Source organism: Bariatricus sp. SGI.019 (assembly GCF_050315235.1).
In the GTDB taxonomy this organism is placed as follows: Bacteria; Bacillota; Clostridia; order Lachnospirales; family Lachnospiraceae; genus JAFBIX01.
In genome coordinates, this window is record NZ_JBNPOQ010000013.1 from 30,576 (window position 1) to 48,939 (window position 18,364).

18 protein-coding genes and 1 pseudogene are annotated in these 18,364 nt (G+C 41.2%); 15 read left to right on the forward strand and 4 right to left on the reverse strand.

Annotated features, from left to right (window positions below; translation table 11 throughout):
* Nucleotide 1: 1 nt before the first annotated feature.
* Nucleotides 2-1,831: an ABC transporter ATP-binding protein gene (locus ACQRD1_RS09695; RefSeq protein ID WP_347376249.1), complete on the forward strand. Its 1,830-nt coding sequence runs from the start codon at nucleotides 2-4 to the stop codon at nucleotides 1,829-1,831.
* A gap of 38 nt (nucleotides 1,832-1,869) precedes the next feature.
* Nucleotides 1,870-2,484, forward strand: a complete 615-nt coding sequence (locus tag ACQRD1_RS09700) for an HD domain-containing protein (protein ID WP_235233750.1) — start codon at nucleotides 1,870-1,872, stop codon at nucleotides 2,482-2,484.
* Between the two features lie 98 nt (nucleotides 2,485-2,582).
* On the opposite strand, the gene ACQRD1_RS09705 is transcribed toward ACQRD1_RS09700, so the two are convergent.
* Genes ACQRD1_RS09705 through ACQRD1_RS09715 form a run of 3 tightly spaced genes read right to left on the reverse strand, consistent with a single transcriptional unit; the run spans nucleotide 2,583 to nucleotide 3,817 of the window.
* Entirely contained in the window at nucleotides 2,583-2,843 is a 261-nt protein-coding gene (locus ACQRD1_RS09705) for a spore coat protein (protein WP_235233249.1), read from the reverse strand.
* A 13-nt stretch (nucleotides 2,844-2,856) separates the two neighbouring features.
* Nucleotides 2,857-3,039: a hypothetical protein gene (locus ACQRD1_RS09710; RefSeq protein WP_235233250.1), complete on the reverse strand. Its 183-nt coding sequence runs from the start codon at nucleotides 3,037-3,039 to the stop codon at nucleotides 2,857-2,859.
* A gap of 34 nt (nucleotides 3,040-3,073) precedes the next feature.
* Nucleotides 3,074-3,817 (reverse strand): gamma-glutamyl-gamma-aminobutyrate hydrolase family protein, encoded by a 744-nt coding sequence (locus tag ACQRD1_RS09715; protein ID WP_235233251.1) that lies wholly within the window; start codon nucleotides 3,815-3,817, stop codon nucleotides 3,074-3,076.
* Between the two features lie 87 nt (nucleotides 3,818-3,904).
* On the opposite strand from ACQRD1_RS09715, the gene ACQRD1_RS09720 reads away from it, so the two are divergent.
* Nucleotides 3,905-4,867 carry a dipeptidase gene (locus ACQRD1_RS09720; RefSeq protein ID WP_235233252.1) on the forward strand — a complete coding sequence of 321 codons (963 nt, stop codon included), beginning with the start codon at nucleotides 3,905-3,907 and terminating at the stop codon, nucleotides 4,865-4,867.
* A 62-nt stretch (nucleotides 4,868-4,929) separates the two neighbouring features.
* Here the strand turns inward: ACQRD1_RS09720 and ACQRD1_RS09725 are convergent, their stop codons facing one another.
* On the reverse strand, nucleotides 4,930-6,159 hold the full coding sequence (locus ACQRD1_RS09725) for an argininosuccinate synthase (protein WP_235233253.1): 1,230 nt from the start codon (nucleotides 6,157-6,159) through the stop codon (nucleotides 4,930-4,932).
* Nucleotides 6,160-6,782: 623 nt separating this feature from the next.
* Between ACQRD1_RS09725 and proB the strand changes: the two are divergent.
* From proB to ACQRD1_RS09785, 12 genes and pseudogenes are all read left to right on the forward strand, one after another.
* Nucleotides 6,783-7,752 (forward strand): annotated as a pseudogene (proB, locus tag ACQRD1_RS09730) (glutamate 5-kinase).
* Nucleotides 7,727-8,974, forward strand: a complete 1,248-nt coding sequence (locus ACQRD1_RS09735) for a glutamate-5-semialdehyde dehydrogenase (RefSeq protein ID WP_235233254.1) — start codon at nucleotides 7,727-7,729, stop codon at nucleotides 8,972-8,974. Before proB ends, ACQRD1_RS09735 begins: the two are co-directional and overlap by 26 nt.
* Nucleotides 8,975-9,191: 217 nt before the next feature.
* Nucleotides 9,192-10,232, forward strand: a complete 1,041-nt coding sequence (gene argC, locus ACQRD1_RS09740; RefSeq protein WP_235233255.1) for an N-acetyl-gamma-glutamyl-phosphate reductase — start codon at nucleotides 9,192-9,194, stop codon at nucleotides 10,230-10,232.
* A 53-nt stretch (nucleotides 10,233-10,285) separates the two neighbouring features.
* Entirely contained in the window at nucleotides 10,286-10,729 is a 444-nt protein-coding gene (locus tag ACQRD1_RS09745; protein WP_427787420.1) for a GNAT family N-acetyltransferase, read from the forward strand.
* A 31-nt stretch (nucleotides 10,730-10,760) separates the two neighbouring features.
* Entirely contained in the window at nucleotides 10,761-11,984 is a 1,224-nt protein-coding gene (gene argJ / locus ACQRD1_RS09750) for a bifunctional glutamate N-acetyltransferase/amino-acid acetyltransferase ArgJ (protein ID WP_427787422.1), read from the forward strand.
* Between the two features lie 78 nt (nucleotides 11,985-12,062).
* Nucleotides 12,063-12,962, forward strand: a complete 900-nt coding sequence (argB, locus tag ACQRD1_RS09755; protein ID WP_427787440.1) for an acetylglutamate kinase — start codon at nucleotides 12,063-12,065, stop codon at nucleotides 12,960-12,962.
* Nucleotides 12,963-12,966: 4 nt separating this feature from the next.
* Nucleotides 12,967-14,142: an aspartate aminotransferase family protein gene (locus ACQRD1_RS09760; RefSeq protein WP_347376240.1), complete on the forward strand. Its 1,176-nt coding sequence runs from the start codon at nucleotides 12,967-12,969 to the stop codon at nucleotides 14,140-14,142.
* A gap of 56 nt (nucleotides 14,143-14,198) precedes the next feature.
* Nucleotides 14,199-14,630, forward strand: a complete 432-nt coding sequence (locus ACQRD1_RS09765; RefSeq protein WP_347376239.1) for a DMT family transporter — start codon at nucleotides 14,199-14,201, stop codon at nucleotides 14,628-14,630.
* 65 nt (nucleotides 14,631-14,695) lie between these two features.
* Nucleotides 14,696-15,289 carry a ComEA family DNA-binding protein gene (locus tag ACQRD1_RS09770; RefSeq protein WP_235233260.1) on the forward strand — a complete coding sequence of 198 codons (594 nt, stop codon included), beginning with the start codon at nucleotides 14,696-14,698 and terminating at the stop codon, nucleotides 15,287-15,289.
* A 15-nt stretch (nucleotides 15,290-15,304) separates the two neighbouring features.
* Nucleotides 15,305-15,994 (forward strand): response regulator transcription factor, encoded by a 690-nt coding sequence (locus tag ACQRD1_RS09775; protein WP_235233261.1) that lies wholly within the window; start codon nucleotides 15,305-15,307, stop codon nucleotides 15,992-15,994.
* The gene (locus ACQRD1_RS09780; RefSeq protein ID WP_347376266.1) at nucleotides 15,939-17,417 is read left to right on the forward strand and encodes a sensor histidine kinase; all 1,479 of its coding nucleotides are present in this window, start codon (nucleotides 15,939-15,941) and stop codon (nucleotides 17,415-17,417) included. The genes ACQRD1_RS09775 and ACQRD1_RS09780 overlap by 56 nt, the downstream gene beginning before the upstream one ends.
* Before the next feature lie 19 nt (nucleotides 17,418-17,436).
* Nucleotides 17,437-18,363, forward strand: coding sequence for a GerMN domain-containing protein (locus ACQRD1_RS09785; RefSeq protein WP_427787425.1), 927 nt, complete (start codon nucleotides 17,437-17,439; stop codon nucleotides 18,361-18,363).
* Nucleotide 18,364 lies beyond the last annotated feature (1 nt).

The window sequence follows — 18,364 nt, forward strand, 5'->3', positions numbered from 1 at the left end:
TATGGCAAAAGGCATGGGACATGGACATGGACCTGGCCACGGCAATATGCCGGGTGAAAAGGCCAAGGATTTTAAAGGAACAATGGGAAAATTGATGACCTACCTCGGGCGGTATAAGATTGCATTGCTTTTTGTGATTTTATTTGCCATTGGAAGTACGATATTTAATATTGTAGGTCCAAAGGTTCTTGGAAAAGCGACCACAGAGATTTTTAATGGTCTGGTTGGAAAGATATCCGGCGGAAGTGGAATTGATTTTGACAAGATTGCCAGAATATTGCTGACGTTATTATGTCTGTATATCTGTAGTGCATTATTTTCCTTTATCCAGGGATACATTATGACGGGAGTGTCACAGAAGTTAACTTATCGTTTAAGAAAAGAAATCTCTGAGAAAATCAATCGGCTCCCGATGAATTATTTTGATAAGATGACTCATGGAGAGATATTATCTCGTATTACCAATGATGTAGATACGTTAAGTCAGAGCCTTAACCAAAGTGCAACACAGGTCATTACATCGGTAACGACAATTATAGGTGTACTGGTCATGATGCTTAGCATCAGTCCTCTGATGACTGTGATTGCTATTTTAATCCTGCCGCTTTCCATGGGATTGATTTCTGTAATCGTTAAGCATTCTCAGAAATATTTCATGAGGCAGCAGGAGTATCTGGGACATGTCAATGGACAGGTGGAAGAGGTCTATGGTGGACACAATATTGTGAAGGCATTCAATAAAGAGGATGACGTAATCGCTGCTTTTGATAAGGATAATGATATCCTGTGCCAGTCAGCCTGGAAGTCACAGTTCTTGTCAGGAATGATGATGCCGATCATGCAGTTTGTCGGTAATCTTGGATATGTAGCAGTCGTTATTCTGGGCGGATATCTGGCAATGAAAAATGCCATTGAGGTTGGTGATATTCAGTCATTTATCCAATATGTACGTAACTTCACACAACCAATTCAACAGGTGGCACAGGTAGCAAATATGCTACAGTCAACGGCAGCAGCTTCTGAGCGTGTGTTTGAATTTTTGGAGGAACCAGAAGAAGATCAGACAGTTCCAAATGCTGTATCTGTAGAAGGTCTGGAAGGCCGGGTGGAATTTGACCATGTAAAATTCGGATACAATCCGGATCATACGATCATTAAGGATTTCAGCGCAAAAGTCGAACCGGGACAGAAGATTGCAATTGTGGGACCGACTGGCGCCGGAAAGACAACTATGGTAAAATTATTGATGAGATTCTATGATGTGAACAGTGGCTCTATCAAAGTTGACGGGCACGATATCCGTGATTTTAACAGAAGTGAATTGCGACAGATGTTCGGAATGGTATTGCAGGATACTTGGCTGTTTAAGGGTAGTATTGAAGAGAATATCCGTTATGGGAAGCTGGATGCAACTCATGAAGAAGTGGTAGAAGCAGCCAATGCGGCATATGTACATCGGTTCGTTCAGACGCTGCCGGGTGGCTACAATATGGAATTGAATGAAGAAGCAAGTAATGTGTCTCAGGGACAGAAGCAGCTTTTGACCATTGCGAGGGCAATTCTGGCAGATCCAAAGATCCTGATTCTGGATGAAGCGACCAGTTCTGTAGATACACGTACAGAAGTAAGAATCCAGAAAGCGATGGATAACCTGATGCGTGGAAGAACAAGTTTTATTATTGCACACCGTTTGTCTACGATTCGGGATGCGGATCTGATACTGGTCATGAAGGATGGAGATATCATAGAACAGGGCAATCATGAAGAACTGCTGGCTCAAAATGGTTTCTATGCAGAGCTTTACAATTCGCAGTTTGAGAGAAGTGCCTAAGATAGAAGTGTTTGGTCAGGATAATGGAGGAATGAGAGATGGATCGTCTGGAACAACAATTTGAATTTATACGTGAGATTGACAAAGAGAAATTTATCGGCCGTCAGACCTATCTGTCGGATGGCAGGCGTAAGGAAAATGATGCGGAACATGCATGGCATATGGCAATCATGACGATTCTGCTCAGCGAATATGCCAATGAAGAGATTGATGTGCTTAAGACGGTCACCATGCTTTTGATCCATGATATTGTCGAGATTGATGCCGGCGATACGTATGCTTACGATGAAGAGGCGAAGAAGACACAGAAGGAACGTGAACAGAAAGCGGCAGAACGAATCTTTGGGTTGCTGCCGCCTGATCAGGGTGAAAAATTCAAAAAGATATGGGAAGAATTTGAAGCAAGAGAGACGAAGGAAGCCCGTTTTGCACGAACGATGGATAATCTGCAGCCGGTGATGCTCAACGATGCAACCGATGGAAAAGCCTGGGTAGAGCATGGAGTGCATCTGGAACAGATTATGAAAAGAAACCAGAATACTGCCGAGGGGTCAGAGACTCTCTGGGAATATGCTTATCAGAATTTCATTCTTCCAAATGTAGAGAAGGGACGTATTAAGAGCGAGAATATCCAGGGAGAACAGGAAGTATAAACATCCTGGGATTATTTCATAAACAAGGCGCTGTCAGTCAGGGATATCCTCTCTGTTTTCTGACAGCGCCTTGTTTAGGGTAAGACTTTTTATTTTTGCTATTTCATGGAAAGTCCGGTCAATACTGATTTGACATGATTGATTTCCTGCTGTGAAGCTTTTTGAGCAGGGACATAATAACTTTTTTCTCTTGCTACCTGATAGAGCTTTTCCTGTGACATTTCACACTGATTGCGGATCTGTTTCAGGCATTGCTTTAATTCTTGGTTTTCTGTCTGGGAAATCATTTCTCCATAGCGGACAAGCTCGCCGTTGACGCCAGCCAAAGCGTCACTCACCATTGTCTTTTCATCTAACATCTCTTATTACCTCCTATAAGAATTTCATCAAGTCCTGCTTATTTTTCATGGCAGAATCGGCAGCATCCTGAAAAAGTTTTTTTACTTCAGGGTCTTTTGCCTGAGAAGCATAATCCTGCATTTTGCAGTGACTTGTGTCGTATCCGCCGATCAGGTGGCGCAGGTTCTGTAAATCGAGTACTGATATTTCAGCCATATCTGTTTCCTCCTTTTTCCCTATGGTTTCCTGATTATTGTGTCCTGTGATGAGCGGAAATATACGGAATATCTTTTGCATTTTTTGCTTTTTCCACAAATGTAAGAAATAATTTCTGCATGGGCTGGAAAGAATGATACATACATTCTGGATGCCATTGAACACCAATAATGAAAGAAGAAGTAACAGATTCAATAGCTTCTATAACACCATCGGAAGCGATGGCTGTAATTTTAAGATTTGTGCCAAGAACATGGATGCTCTGATGATGAAAACTATTAACAGAAGCAGAAGTACCAAGAATATTATATAGTATGCTATTTGATGAAATGGTAATCTTATGGCTGGTATCTTCTCGGTTCTCCGATAGCTGCATGTGATTCAGAGAAGAAATCGGGCGCAGAGACAGATCCTGAAAAATGGTTCCGCCAAGTGCAATATTCAGAATCTGCATTCCACGACAGATAGCAAGGATGGGAAGGTGGGACGATAATACATATTTCATCAAAGACAGATGGAAAAGATCTGTCTGTGTGTCTGTTCTGCCTTGCGTTGTCAATAATTCCTCTCCAAAAAGAAGGGGCGTGACATCGTCACCTCCGCAGAATAAGAAACCATCACACATTCTCACGTAATAAGAATAAGATTCTTCTGCCTGTGTGCAAGGGAGGATGACAGGAATACCGCCTGCATCCTGGATGGCTTGAAGATAGGTCTGGGTGACAAACTGGCGGTTATTCGTGTATCCACAAGAAACGACTCCAATAATTGGTTTCATAAGATAATTTCCTTTCAGAATGGGATTCATTTCGGGGCAAATAAGAGTATACTTGTAATATGAAGGTATGAGAAGGAGACAGTAGATATGAAACTTATTGATATGCATTGTGATACTTTATGGAAACTCATAGATCTCGATCAGACCGGTGATTTGATGGATAATCATTGCAGTGTTAACATTCCTTTTATGAAACAGGCCGGAACAAAAGCACAATTTTTTGCCTGCTTTACACATTTTGATGACTATAAAAATATAGGAGGCTATGAAAAAGCGTATGAACATGTACTGGAAATGATCTCTTATCTGAAGAGGCAGTTGGAGGAGTATTCGGATGAGATCGCATTTGCCAGATCTTATGCGGAACTTAGACAGAATGTGGAAAAAAATAAAATATCCGCTGTCCTTACTGTGGAAGAAGGAGGAATTCTAGAAGGGAAGATGGAACGTCTGGAAAAACTTTACAAGGAAGGGATCCGCCTGATAACGATTTTATGGAATTATAATAATTGTATTGGACATCCCAATAGTAAGGACGTAACTTGCATGTGGCAGGGGCTGACGTATTTTGGAAGAGAAGTTGTAGAACGAATGGGAGAACTGGGAATGATTATAGATGTATCCCATGCATCAGACGGAACATTTCGGGATGTTATGGAGCATGCAAAAGGACCGGTCGTGGCTTCCCATTCCAATTGTCGAGAACTCTGTAATCATCCAAGAAATCTGACGGATGAAATGATTCGGGAACTGGCTAATTGCGGTGGCGTAGCCGGATTGAATTTTTACGGACCATTTCTGGGCAATCCCAAAGAGTCCAGAATTAATGAAATGACCGCACATATCTTACATATGATTCGAGTAGGAGGAAGCTCATTTCCAGCAATAGGTACGGATTTTGACGGATTCGACGGTATGGAAGTCCAGGAGATTGCAGATGCTTCTCAAATGGAACGATTGTGGGATGCGTTAAAAAAAGCCGGATTAACAGAACGACAGTTAGATAAGATCTGGGGAGAAAATGTCGAAAGAGTACTTCGAAGAATATAATTAGGGACAGGGTAAATTTAATTTGGGACGGAGGAAAATGAAAAAACCCCCGTCCCAAATTACTATTTTTGATTATTTTTATCTAATTCTTGCATTTTCATTGCGCGAACTTTTAATGGAAGTCCGAACAGGTTGATGAATCCGCTGGCATCGTGATGATCGTATAAATCACCGGTTGTAAAGCTTGCCAGAGATTCGTTGTACAGTGAGTATGGAGAAGTTGTTCCGGCTTTAATGATATTTCCTTTGTAGAGTTTGAATTTCACTTCACCAGTTACATATTCCTGTGTGCTTTCAATGAATGCCTGAATTGCTTCACGCAGTGGTGTGAACCATTTTCCTTCGTAGATAACCTGAGACAATTTGTTACCCATCTCTTCTTTTACTTCATATGTAGCACGGTCTAATACCAGTTCTTCCAATTGCTGATGAGCTTCATACAGGATGGTTCCACCAGGAGTTTCATATACGCCACGAGATTTCATTCCGACAACACGGTTCTCTACGATATCGCAGATGCCAATTCCGTGCTTGCCGCCAAGTTCATTTAACTTGCGGATGATGTCGGAGACTTTCATCTCTACGCCATTAATGCTCTTTGGCACACCTTTTTCAAATGTCATCGTTACATATTCACCTTCATCTGGTGCTTTTTCTGGTGTTACGCTGAGAACCAGTAAATGCTCATAATTTGGTTCCTTTGAAGGATCTTCCAGTTCCAGACCTTCATGACTGATATGCCATAAGTTACGATCGCGGCTGTAACTGTGACTTGCATCAAATGGAAGATCGATACCGTGCGCTTTACAATATGCAATTTCATCTTCACGAGACTGCATAGTCCAGAGATCTGTCATTCTCCATGGAGCAATGATCTTGATGTCCGGAGCGAGTGCACGGATACCAAGTTCAAAACGAATCTGATCATTTCCTTTTCCGGTTGCACCGTGACAGATAGCGACAGCACCTTCTTTTCTTGCAATCTCAACCAGGCGTTTTGTAATTGCCGGACGTGCCATGGCAGTTCCTAACAGATATTTGTTTTCATATACTGCATGTGCCTGTACACATGGGACAATATAGTTGTCGCAGAAATCGTCTACAATATCTTCAATATATAATTTGGAAGCACCGGATAATTTTGCTCTCTCATCCAGCCCCTCTAATTCTTCTCCCTGTCCGCAGTTGATACAGCAGCAGATAACCTCGTAACCAAAAGTTTCCTTTAACCATGGAATAACCGCTGTGGTGTCAAGTCCACCAGAATAGGCTAATACAACTTTCTCTTTCATGATAGATATCCTCCTAAAATAACATATATTTTTACACGCAAGTAAATTCTGCATTCTTAATCGCAAGGATTACTATACACCATTTTACATAAATATGCAAGAATAATTTATAAAAAGATTGAAGAGTGTAATATTATGCAAAAATAATGTATAATATATGCAATTATGCAAGGGCGCAGATAATATTTATAAATATTGGTTAAAATAAATATGGTAAAGTATAAATAAAATTTGACAAATTGATTTGAGAGTGTAAAATAATTAGAAAAAATGAGAAATGATTAATAGTTATGACACAACAAGGAGCGGTTATAATGAAAAGCTTATACATTAAAAACTTAGATAACATCATTTATAACGTGAACTCTACTCTGCCATCTTATGACAGTGTTGTTTTTGTGCCGTGTAACCCCAATCCCTTTGGGGTATATTTGGCATAAAATTCAATAGTGACATGAGATAGGATAGGTTGTACTTGGAAGGGTCTTTATAGATTTTTGTAATTTATAATTAAGAAACAGAAGTGTAACATATGCTTCTGTTTTTTTGTTGCTGTGAATCCAGATGGAACTGCCGGCAAAAGATTCGAAAAGAGACCAGTAACTGATGGTGGAGGAGAAGACATGGACTATAGACAGGAATTGAAAAGTAAGAAAAAAATTGTAATAAAGGTTTGGGACTTCGACGATTACGTATCCGGAGACGGGAAATATTAATCTGGAAAAACTAGAGAAGTTTGTGAGAATACTAATCAATCTTAGAAATAAAGGGAAAGAAGTAATTGTCGTATCATCAGGGGCAGTTGGAATCGGAAGAAATGTTTTGGGTTTTTCAAAACGCCCGAAAGAAAAACCTGTCAGGCAGGCCTGTGCGGCAGTTGGGCAGGGGAGGTTGATGATGATGTATGAGAAATTATTTGCGGAATACAGTCAGATTACTGCTCAGATTCTTTTGACAAAAGAATCGATTACAGATCAGGAATGTGCCCGAAATGCCAGGAATACATTTGACCGGTTGGCGGCAATGAAAGTGGTGCCGATTGTTAATGAGAATGATGCGATCTCAGTTGCGGAGGAAAACCATGGTAATTTCGGGGATAATGATACGATGGCGGCTTATGTTGCGGCATTGGTGAAGGCAGATCTTCTGATACTGATGTCGGATATAGAGGGGCTATATACGGACGATCCTAAGAAAAATCCGAAAGCGCGTTTTGTCCATACAGTAGGTCATATTGATGAAGAGCTTGAAGCAATGGGGAAAGGCGCAGGAACAGAGCTGGGGACGGGAGGTATGGCGACAAAGATAGAGGCAGCGAAGATTGCAACCTGTGCAGGTGCTGACATGGTGATTGCGGATGGACATAATATTTATACAATTAACGATATTATGGCTGGAAAAAAGATAGGAACATTGTTCTTATCTGAGGATAAAGAATATATCGGGGAAAATGAGTACGCACCGGCCAGAGAGGAATTTCGCAGGAAGGCAAAGCGGAGAAAAAAAGAGCATATTTGCAAAAAGGATATTCAGAAACATAGTCAGACATGCAAGGGAGGAGTTACAAATGAGTTATATGCAGGTAATTGGTAAAAGAGCAAAAGAAGTATCCAAAACAGTACAGTTTTTGGGGCAGATAGAAAAAAATGAAGGATTGCGGTCTGTGGCCAGAGAACTTCGGCTTCAGACACCCTATATTTTACAGGCAAATGCAATAGACGTGGCTAAGGCAAGAGACGAAGGTATGAAACCATCGTTAATTGATAGATTACTCCTTACTTCACAGCGGATTAATGGAATGGCAGAAGGACTGGAACAGGTTGCAGAATTAGATGATCCGATTGGCGAGATTATCTCCATGAAAGTAAGACCAAATGGCCTGCAGATTGGAAAAAGAAGAGTCCCTCTGGGAGTGATTGGAATTATCTATGAATCCAGACCAAATGTAACGGCAGATGCATTTGGCCTGTGTTTTAAGACTGGAAATGTAGCGATATTAAGAGGTGGCTCGGATGCATTTTACTCGAATCAAGCAATCGTAAAAGTAATAAAAGATGGACTCAGGAAAGAGCATCTTCCCGAAGATGCAGTTCTCATGATAGAAAAAACAGATCGGTCAATTGTACAGGAGATGATGAAACTGAAGGAGTTTATCGATGTATTGATTCCAAGAGGTGGGAAGGGATTAATCTCAAATGTTGTGCAGAACAGCACGGTGCCTGTAATAGAAACCGGAACTGGAAATTGTCATATATATGTAGATGAATATGCAGATATCGATATGGCGGTTGAGGTTATCGATAATGCAAAGACTCAGCGGATGGGAGTCTGCAATGCATGTGAATCATTGGTGATACATGAGGATATAGCAGAGGAAGCAATTCCTGCAATTTTTAGCAGGCTAAAACAAAAGCAGGTTGAAGTAAGAGGCGATGAAAAAGCATGCAAAATTCAAAGCGGAATAGTCCCTGCTGTTGAAGAAGACTGGGGAAGCGAATACCTGGATGCTATGATATCGATAAAAACAGTTTCTTCTATAGAAGAAGCAATCACGCATATCAATCGTTACAATACCGGACATTCCGAATCAATTATAACCAAAGATTATGATCATGCTTTAAAGTTTCAGAATGAAATAGATGCAGCGGCAGTATATGTCAACGCGTCGACCAGATTTACCGATGGTTATGAGTTCGGATTCGGAGCAGAAATAGGCATCAGCACACAGAAATTACATGCAAGAGGACCAATGGGACTGGAGGCATTAACAACGACAAAATACATCATATTTGGAAATGGTCAGATACGTTCCTAAAGATTGTTATAAAGAAAACCCCCGAAAAGTGCTTGCATAATATACATTTTAGATGTATACTTATGCAAGCACTTACAATTTGGGACACGGCAAATTTAATTTGGGACGGAGGAAATTGAAAAAACCCCCGTCCCCGACCTAGACAACCTGCGTAAATTGGTTTAATATTGTCAAGTGTGCAATTTATAAAAATTCAATCGGGAAGGATGTAATATATATGATTAAAGTTGGAATTATTGGAGCAACTGGATATGCTGGCGGTGAACTGGTTCGATTGCTCATGGGGCATAAGGATGCGAAGATTGTGTGGTATGGTTCCAGAAGTTACATAGATAAGAAGTATGCGGATGTGTACCAGAATATGTTTCAGATTGTGGATGCGAAGTGTCTGGATGATAATATGGAAGAGTTGGCCGAGCAGGCGGATGTGATTTTTACTGCGACGCCGCAGGGATTCTGTGCTTCTGTAATTAATGAGGAGATTCTTTCCAAGACGAAGATTGTAGACTTGAGTGCAGATTTCCGTATTAAGGATGTGGCAACTTATGAGAAGTGGTATGGTATTGAACATAAGAGTCCTCAGTTTATTGAAGAGGCGGTGTATGGGCTGTGTGAGATTAACCGCGAGGCTGTGAAGAAGGCAAGGCTGGTTGCAAATCCTGGTTGTTACACAACCTGTTCGATTCTGACGGCTTATCCGCTGGCAAAAGAAGGTATCATTGATATGAATACATTGATCGTGGATGCAAAGTCGGGCACATCGGGAGCAGGAAGAGGGGCTAAGGTGCCGAATCTGTTCTGTGAAGTCAATGAGAATATGAAGGCTTACGGAGTTGCCTCTCACAGACATACACCAGAGATCGAGGAACAGTTGGGATACGCATCAGGAGAAGAAGTCGTTATCAACTTTACTCCGCATCTGGTTCCGATGAACCGAGGAATTCTTGCTACAGAATATGCAACTTTGAAAAAAGAAGTTTCTTATGAAGAAGTAAAAGCAATTTATGATAAATATTATAAAGATGAGAAGTTCATCCGTGTTCTGGAAAAGGATGTCTGTCCTGAGACCAAATGGGTGGAGGGAAGCAATTATGTAGATATTAATTTTAAGATAGACCCGAGAACGAACCGTATCATTATGATGGGAGCAATCGATAACCTGGTAAAAGGAGCAGCCGGCCAGGCAGTACAAAATATGAATCTCATGTTCGGATTGCCGGAAAGTGAAGGTCTGGAACTAGTTCCAATGTTCCCATAGACATTTCTGGCATGGAACAATCATATCAAAATGAAATCAGATGGGAGATACATATGGTAAGAGTTATGTCAATCGATGATTACGATCAGGTATATGCACTTTGGACGAAGATTCATGGCTTTGGTCTTCGAAGTGTCGATGATTCACGAGAAGGAATCGAACGTTTCTTACAACGCAATCCGACGACCAGTGTGGTGGCAGAAGAAGAGGGTAAAATCGTTGGGGCGATCCTTTGTGGGCATGACGGACGACGAGGCTGTCTGTATCACGTGTGTGTGGATGAAGAATATCGTATGCGGGGAATCGGGAAGTCCATGGTCGTATTTGCAATGGAGGCATTAAAAAAAGAAAAGATTAACAAAGTTTCTCTGATTGCATTTACAAAAAATGATATTGGAAATGCATTTTGGAACGAAATCGGCTGGACAAAGAGATTGGACTTGAATTATTATGATTTTACTTTGAACGAAGAGAACATTACAGCATTTATTCAGTAAGAAAAATATAGCAAGAGAGGAAGAGATGAATATGAAACAGATCAAAGGCGGAGTAACCGCAGCAAAAGGATATGAAGCAGCAAGTACAGCAGCAGGAATCAAGTATAAGGACAGAACGGATATGGCAATGATCTATAGTCAGGTACCATGTGTGGCTGCAGGAACATTTACGACAAATGTTGTAAAAGCAGCACCGGTCAAATGGGACCAGCAGGTAGTAAAAAGTGGCGCAAAAGTACAGGCTGTTATCGTGAATTCAGGAATTGCCAATGCCTGTACGGGTGCGGAAGGCTTTGGATACTGTAAGGATACGGCAGTGGCAACAGCAAAAGCACTGAATATCTCGGAAGATGGTGTCCTGATCGGTTCTACCGGAGTCATTGGAAAGCAGATGCCGATCAATCGTCTGGTGGCTGGTATCGATGCTCTGGCAGGAAAGAAGAATGACACTTTGGAAAATGGAACCGAAGCAGCAAAAGCAATTATGACCACAGATACCTGTGAAAAAGAGCTGGCAGTAACGATTGAAGTCGGAGGAAAGACGGTGACTATCGGAGGGATGGCAAAAGGATCTGGTATGATTCATCCGAATATGTGCACGATGCTTGCATTTATCACAACAGATGCAGTGATTTCCAAAGAGACTCTTCAGAAAGCATTGAGTGAAGATGTGGACGATACCTATAATATGATTTCTGTAGATGGAGATACTTCTACAAACGATACCGTTATCTTGCTGGCAAATGGACTGGCTGAGAATCCGGAGATTATATATGGAAGTGATGACTACAAGAACTTTGCAGAGGCACTGCATACCATCAATGAATATCTGGCCAAAAAGATTGCTGGAGACGGAGAGGGAGCTACTGCTTTATTTGAGGTAAAAACCGTTGGCTGTGAGAGTGTGGAGCAGGCAAAGACGCTGGCAAAATCAATCGTTTGTTCAAACCTTACAAAGACAGCAATTGCAGGACATGATGCGAACTGGGGAAGAATCCTTTGTGCAATGGGGTATTCTGGAGCACAGTTTGATCCGGAAAAAGTGGATCTGTTCTTTGAGAGCAAGGCCGGCAAGATCCAGATTATTGAAAATGGAACGGCGGTAGATTACAGTGAGGAGGAAGCAACGAAGATACTGTCAGAAGCTGAAGTAACTGCAATTGCAGATGTCAAGATGGGTGATGCCTCTGCAACGGCATGGGGATGTGATCTGACCCATGGATATATTGAGATTAACGCAGATTACAGAAGCTAATTGTGATGCTATATAATGACAGAAGAACATAATGCTGCAATCATGGCGATACAGCAATATAGAAAGGAAGTAGATGAGATGAACAAAGATATGCAGAAGTATCTGGAAAAGGCAGAAGTACTCATAGAAGCACTTCCGTATATTCAACGGTTCAACCGAAGGATTATCGTAGTAAAGTATGGCGGAAGCGCCATGGTAGATGAAGCATTAAAGGCACAGGTGATTCAGGATGTGACTCTTCTGAAACTGGTAGGATTTAAGCCGATTATCGTGCATGGAGGAGGAAAAGAGATCAGCAGATGGGTCAGCAAGGTCGGTATGAAGCCAGAATTTGTCAATGGACTTCGTGTGACGGATGAGGCAACTATGGAACTTGCAGAGATGGTATTAGGTAAGGTAAATAAAAGCCTGGTGCAGTTGGTAGAGAGTCTGGGAGTCAGAGCAATCGGAATCAGTGGAAAAGATGGAAAGCTCTTATCGGTGAATAAAAAGTATTCAGAAGGAGAAGATATCGGATTTGTGGGTGAAGTAAAAGAAGTCAATGCGCCGATTCTGTATGATCTGCTGGAGAAGGATTTCCTGCCAATCGTATGTCCAGTCGGCCTGGATGATGATTACAATACTTATAATATTAATGCAGATGATGTGGCATGTGCGATAGCCAGAGCAATGCGGGCGGAAAAGCTTGCATTTCTGACGGATATTGAGGGTGTATACAAAGATCCAAAAGATCCGTCAACTTTAATCTCAGAATTGACGGTATCCGAAGCACATAAGCTTATGAATGACGGATATGTGGGAGGCGGTATGCTTCCGAAACTTCACAATTGTATTGATGCAATTGAACATGGAGTGTCCAGAGTACATATATTGGATGGACGGATTCCACACTGTCTGCTTCTGGAAATATTCACGAATAAAGGTATTGGTACAGCAATTATTAATGACAGCGATCGAAGATTTTACTATGGAGAATAAGCATATGAATAAATATATTGAAGCAACACAAAATGGACTGGTCCATACTTATAATCAGTTTCCAATTGTGTTAGAAAAAGGAGAAGGCGTCTATCTGTATGATACCGAAGGGAAAAAGTATCTGGATTTTGCTGCAGGCTATGCAGTATCGTCTCTTGGATATGGCAATCAGGAATTGAATGATGCACTGAAAGCACAGATAGATCAACTGTTTCATACATCCAATCTTTATTATCATACGGCATGTGGGAAGGCAGCAGAAGATCTAAAACGAGTAACAGGTATGGATCGTATTTTTTTCACCAATAGTGGAGGAGAGGCTGTCGAAGGAACATTAAAAGCTGCAAGAAAATATGCCTATAAGAGAAAAACAGGGCGTTATGAATTCATTGCGATGAAAGAGTCTTTTCATGGAAGAAGCTTTGGCGCAGTATCTGTTACTGGACATGATGCTTACAGAGAGCCGTTTGAACCATTGGTTCCTGGTGTATCATTTGCAGAATACAATAATCTTGAAAGTGTGAAAGCGCTTGTGACAGATAAGACCTGTGCAATTATTCTTGAGCCGTTACAAGGTGAAGGCGGTATCAATGTGGCTTCGGAAGAGTTCATGAAAGGGATCCGTAAGCTCTGTGATGAAGAAGGAATTTTGATGATCTGCGATGAAGTACAGTGTGGCATGGGACGGACTGGTTCGATGTTCGCATGGCAGTCTTATGGCATTAAGCCAGATATTATGTCCATGGCAAAAGCAATCGGAAGCGGAATTCCTGTCGGTGCATTTGCTATGACAGAGGAAGTAGCACAATATTCTCTTGAACCGGGGGATCATGGCACAACATACGGAGGTAATCCACTGGCATGTACAGCTGTCAGTAAGACGGTAGAGATCTTTGAACGGGAGAATCTTGTATCCCATGTGCAGGAGATTGGAGCATATCTGTCAGAACAGTTGGATATTCTGGTACAGGAATCTGACTGCGTGACAGCAAGAAAGGGCAAAGGTCTGATGCAGGGAATTCAGGTTACAAAACCGACCGGAGAGATTGCGAATGCTGCTTTGCAGGAAGGTCTTCTTGTAATCGGTGCAGGAGCGGATGTAATTCGTTTTGTTCCGCCACTGATTATTGAAAAAGAACATGTGGATGAAATGATAGAGAAATTGAAGAAAGTGCTGTAGACATAAAAAATCAATCGTTGGATATACTATTTACAGGAATGTAGGAGGTAGATCGGATGATTGGTTTTTTAATTGCTCTTTTGTCAGGGGCTTTAATGAGTGTACAAGGCGTGTTTAATACACAGGTGACGAAGACGACAGGAATGTGGGTCAGTAACGGATGGGTACAATTGAGTGCTTTTGCATTATGCTTTGTGGCATGGTTGATCTCGGGCAGGGATAATGTAATGACGCTCGCAAAGGTAGAACCCAAATATGTACTTTTAGGCGGTGTGATCGGGGCCGGAATTACATGGACAGTAATCAAGAGCATGGAACAGCTGGGCCCGGCAAAAGCAGCGTTGTTGATCGTAATCTCTCAGTTAATCGTTGCGTATATTATTGAATTGTTGGGATTGTTCGGGGTAGAGAAAGAACCACTTGAGTGGAGAAAGGTAATCGGCATGGGGATTGCTTTGATTGGAGTTGCAATTTTTCAGTGGAAATAGTACAATAACTTTATCTAGGCATATGCGGGGTATTTGCAGTTACGACAGACTGTAAAGGAGAATTTATGCGTAGAAAGATCTGGAAAAAAAGAAAAGTTATCATTATGGCGGCAGTTTTGCTTCTGCTTGCAGGATGTTCAAAAGAAGCGGAAAAAGAGCAGGTGCAATTGGCAGAAGTAAAAGAAGATACATCGCAAGATGCAGAGACAGAAGATACGGAAGAGAAACAGGAGGCAATCTATGTCCATGTATGTGGCGAGGTTGTGAATCCAGGAGTATACAGACTTCATACAGGCAGCCGTATCTATGAGGCATTGGAAGCGGCTGGGGGACTTAGTGATGAAGCATCAGCAGAAGCGTTGAATCAGGCGGAGCAGATAGAGGATGGACAGCAGATATATGTTCCTTCCAGAGAAGAAAAAGAACAGCAAATCTTAGAAAATCAAAGCGCAGATCCAGAAGAAGATGGCAAAGTGAATTTGAATACAGCATCGAAAGAGCAGCTTAAGACTTTAAATGGAATTGGTGAGGCAAAGGCAACAGCCATTATCCAGTACCGAGAAGAGCATGGCGGTTTTCAGAAGATTGAAGAATTAATGGAAGTGGAAGGCATTAAAGAAGGTACGTTTCAAAAGATTATGGATCAGATAAAGATTTAGCGAGGGAGAGCGTGAATGGGTAGAAGAGTATTGGTAGTAGACGATGAAAAATTAATTGTAAAAGGAATTCGTTTTAGCTTAGAACAAGATGGAATGGAAGTAGACTGTGCTTATGATGGGGAGGAAGCATTGAAACTTGCCAGAGAGAATGCCTATGACATGATTTTATTAGATGTTATGCTGCCAAAGCATGATGGATTTGAAGTATGCCAGCAGATTCGTGAATTTTCAGATGTTCCTATTGTTATGCTGACTGCCAGAAGTGATGATATGGATAAGATACTGGGATTGGAATATGGCGCAGATGATTACATAACGAAGCCATTTAATATTCTGGAAGTAAAGGCACGTATCAAAGCAATCATGCGTCGTGTCAGCAAAAGTAATCAAAGCAAGGTGAACGATAAGATTATTGTGAAAGGTGATATGACGATTGATTGTGAGAGCCGGCGCGTGGTTATCGGAAAAAAAGAGGTTAATCTGACGGCAAAAGAATTCGATCTTCTGGAATTGTTGGCAATGAATCCGAATAAAGTCTATAGCCGTGAAAATCTGTTGAACATTGTATGGGGATATGAATATCCTGGAGATGCAAGAACAGTAGATGTACATATACGTAGGCTTAGGGAGAAGATTGAGACGAATCCAAGTGATCCAAAGTACGTATATACAAAATGGGGAGTGGGTTATTATTTTAGGGGTTAAAAAGTATTTTAAACAGAATGTATTTAAGAGCTTGCGTTTTCGAATCACCCTGTTGATATTTTTGGCTGGGATTGTGCCGGGCCTTATTATGAGAGGGGTGATTCTGAGCAGTTATGAGAAAAGAGCAGTAGAAGTACGAACTGCAGAGATACAGAATCAATGTACTATTCTTGGCAATCAACTGAGTAATTCCAATTACTTGGCTGGTGAAGCGTCTGAAGTGATCAGAACGGAGCTGGTGCAGCTATCCAATATCTATAGTGGACGTGTTCTGATCATAGATCAAGAGTTCCATATTGAAGAAGATACATATGATATGGATATGGGAAAAACCATCGTATCCGAAGAAGTAATCCGGTGCTTTCAGGGAAAGGGCACCAGTAATTATGATGCAAAAAACAGGTATATAGAGGTGACTTCTCCAATCTATGAGATGGGATCGGATAAAGTATTAGGAGTCATGCTTGTAAGTGTATCGACGGATTCGATTGTTGACAGTATGCAGATATTAGATGAAAGAATCTTGATTGTGGAACTTACGATTGCTGTAGTACTGTTGGCGTTGGCTTTTGCGGCAGGTATCATTATGGTGAGGCCATTCCAAAGAATCAGTCGTTCTTTGGCGGCGGTAACGGATGGATATGAGGACAATTATCTGCATGAGAACACCTATACAGAGACTATATTGATCTCAGAATCATTTAACAGAATGGTAGAACGAATGAAAGTGTTGGATGATTCTCGCAATGAATTCGTGGCAAATGTGTCACATGAATTAAAGACACCGCTGACATCAATGAAGGTATTGGCAGATTCGTTGTTGGCACAGGAAGATGTTCCGGCAGAACTATATCAGGAATTTATGGGAGATTTGTCAGAAGAGATTGAAAGAGAGAATAAGATTATCAATGATCTCCTGTCTCTGGTGAAGATGGACAAGACGGCAAATACTTTGAATATCAAGTCTGAAAGTATCAATGCCCTGGTAGAAAGAATACTGAAGCAGCTTCGGCCAATAGCAGCGACACGCAATATCGAAGTGGTATTTGAAAGCTTCCGTCCGGTAACTGCTGAAGTAGATGAGATGAAACTGTCACTTGCGATTACAAATCTTGTAGAAAATGCTATTAAGTATAATAAAGAGAATGGATGGATTCATGTATCTTTGAACGCGGATCACAAAAATTGTTATATTGAAGTTGCCGATTCTGGAATTGGAATCCCTGAAGAGGCGCTGGAACATATATTTGAAAGGTTTTATCGTGTCGATAAATCCCATTCCAGAGAAATCGGTGGAACTGGGTTGGGTCTTGCCATTGCAAGAAGTGCGGTGGTGATGCATCGAGGCGCAATTAAGGCTTATAGTCAGGTGGGAGAGGGAACGACATTTACAATACGAATTCCGCTGACTTATGTATCTTAGGACAGGAGGAAAGAGCAATATGAGTCGAAAAAGATGCTATACGATTGTTTGCATACTGCTGTGTCTTTCACTTCTGGCAGGATGCAGAAAAGGAAAGGAACCAGAAGAAGGAGAGTCTTTTATCTGTTACGTGAATACAGAAGATACCGCTTTGGTAAAAGAAAAGTATGAGATGAAAGGAGAGAATGCGGAGGAAAAGGTTCAGAACTTATTGAATGCGATGCAAAAGGAACCAGATTCTATAGAATATAAAAGCGTGTTCCCGGAAAAATTAAAGATACAAGACTGGACGTTATCCGATAAAAAATTAGAGATTCATTTTAACAGTACTTATGAGAAACTGAGTGCTACCAAAGAGGTGCTGCTGAAAGCAGCTGTGGTACAGACTTTGTCGCAGCTTTCAGAGGTAGAGTATGTCTGCTTTTTTATTGAGAACAGTCCATTAACTGATAATCTGGGTAAAGAAGTGGGGTATATGCGTGCAGAAGATTTTGTGCAGAATACAGGTTCATTGTTGTATTCTTACCAGGTTGGAGAATTGAAACTATATTTTGCCAATGAGCAAGGAAATGCTATGATAACAGAAAATATCAGCGTCCGTTATAATAGTAATACATCGATAGAAAAGCTGATAGTAGAACAATTATTGAAGGGTCCGTCTAAGGAAGGAATGTATCCGGTGATTCCGCCGGAAACTAAGGTGCTTGGCGTGTCGGTCAAGGATAATGTGTGTTATGTGAATCTTGATGAAGGATTTCTGAATAATACTTACACGATAGATCCTAAAATTACAATATATGCAATTGTTAATTCTATTGTTGATGGAGGTGCATCCAGTCAGGTGCAGATTCTGGTGAATGGGGAATCCGATATCACATACATGGGAACAGTAGATCTTAGTAAGCCATTATCACGAGATCAGAACCTTGTGGAGGAGAAAGAATAGT

Bases quoted from the DNA above. Each gene is read 5' to 3' on its own strand.
- ACQRD1_RS09695 (WP_347376249.1), top strand. From the start codon at position 2: ATGGCAAAAGGCATGGGACATGGACATGGACCTGGCCACGGCAATATG.
- ACQRD1_RS09700 (WP_235233750.1), top strand. From the start codon at position 1,870: ATGGATCGTCTGGAACAACAATTTGAATTTATACGTGAGATTGACAAA.
- ACQRD1_RS09705 (WP_235233249.1), bottom strand. From the start codon at position 2,843: ATGTTAGATGAAAAGACAATGGTGAGTGACGCTTTGGCTGGCGTCAAC.
- ACQRD1_RS09710 (WP_235233250.1), bottom strand. From the start codon at position 3,039: ATGGCTGAAATATCAGTACTCGATTTACAGAACCTGCGCCACCTGATC.
- ACQRD1_RS09715 (WP_235233251.1), bottom strand. From the start codon at position 3,817: ATGAAACCAATTATTGGAGTCGTTTCTTGTGGATACACGAATAACCGC.
- ACQRD1_RS09720 (WP_235233252.1), top strand. From the start codon at position 3,905: ATGAAACTTATTGATATGCATTGTGATACTTTATGGAAACTCATAGAT.
- ACQRD1_RS09725 (WP_235233253.1), bottom strand. From the start codon at position 6,159: ATGAAAGAGAAAGTTGTATTAGCCTATTCTGGTGGACTTGACACCACA.
- ACQRD1_RS09735 (WP_235233254.1), top strand. From the start codon at position 7,727: ATGAGTTATATGCAGGTAATTGGTAAAAGAGCAAAAGAAGTATCCAAA.
- argC (WP_235233255.1), top strand. From the start codon at position 9,192: ATGATTAAAGTTGGAATTATTGGAGCAACTGGATATGCTGGCGGTGAA.
- ACQRD1_RS09745 (WP_427787420.1), top strand. From the start codon at position 10,286: ATGGTAAGAGTTATGTCAATCGATGATTACGATCAGGTATATGCACTT.
- argJ (WP_427787422.1), top strand. From the start codon at position 10,761: ATGAAACAGATCAAAGGCGGAGTAACCGCAGCAAAAGGATATGAAGCA.
- argB (WP_427787440.1), top strand. From the start codon at position 12,063: ATGAACAAAGATATGCAGAAGTATCTGGAAAAGGCAGAAGTACTCATA.
- ACQRD1_RS09760 (WP_347376240.1), top strand. From the start codon at position 12,967: ATGAATAAATATATTGAAGCAACACAAAATGGACTGGTCCATACTTAT.
- ACQRD1_RS09765 (WP_347376239.1), top strand. From the start codon at position 14,199: ATGATTGGTTTTTTAATTGCTCTTTTGTCAGGGGCTTTAATGAGTGTA.
- ACQRD1_RS09770 (WP_235233260.1), top strand. From the start codon at position 14,696: ATGCGTAGAAAGATCTGGAAAAAAAGAAAAGTTATCATTATGGCGGCA.
- ACQRD1_RS09775 (WP_235233261.1), top strand. From the start codon at position 15,305: ATGGGTAGAAGAGTATTGGTAGTAGACGATGAAAAATTAATTGTAAAA.
- ACQRD1_RS09785 (WP_427787425.1), top strand. From the start codon at position 17,437: ATGAGTCGAAAAAGATGCTATACGATTGTTTGCATACTGCTGTGTCTT.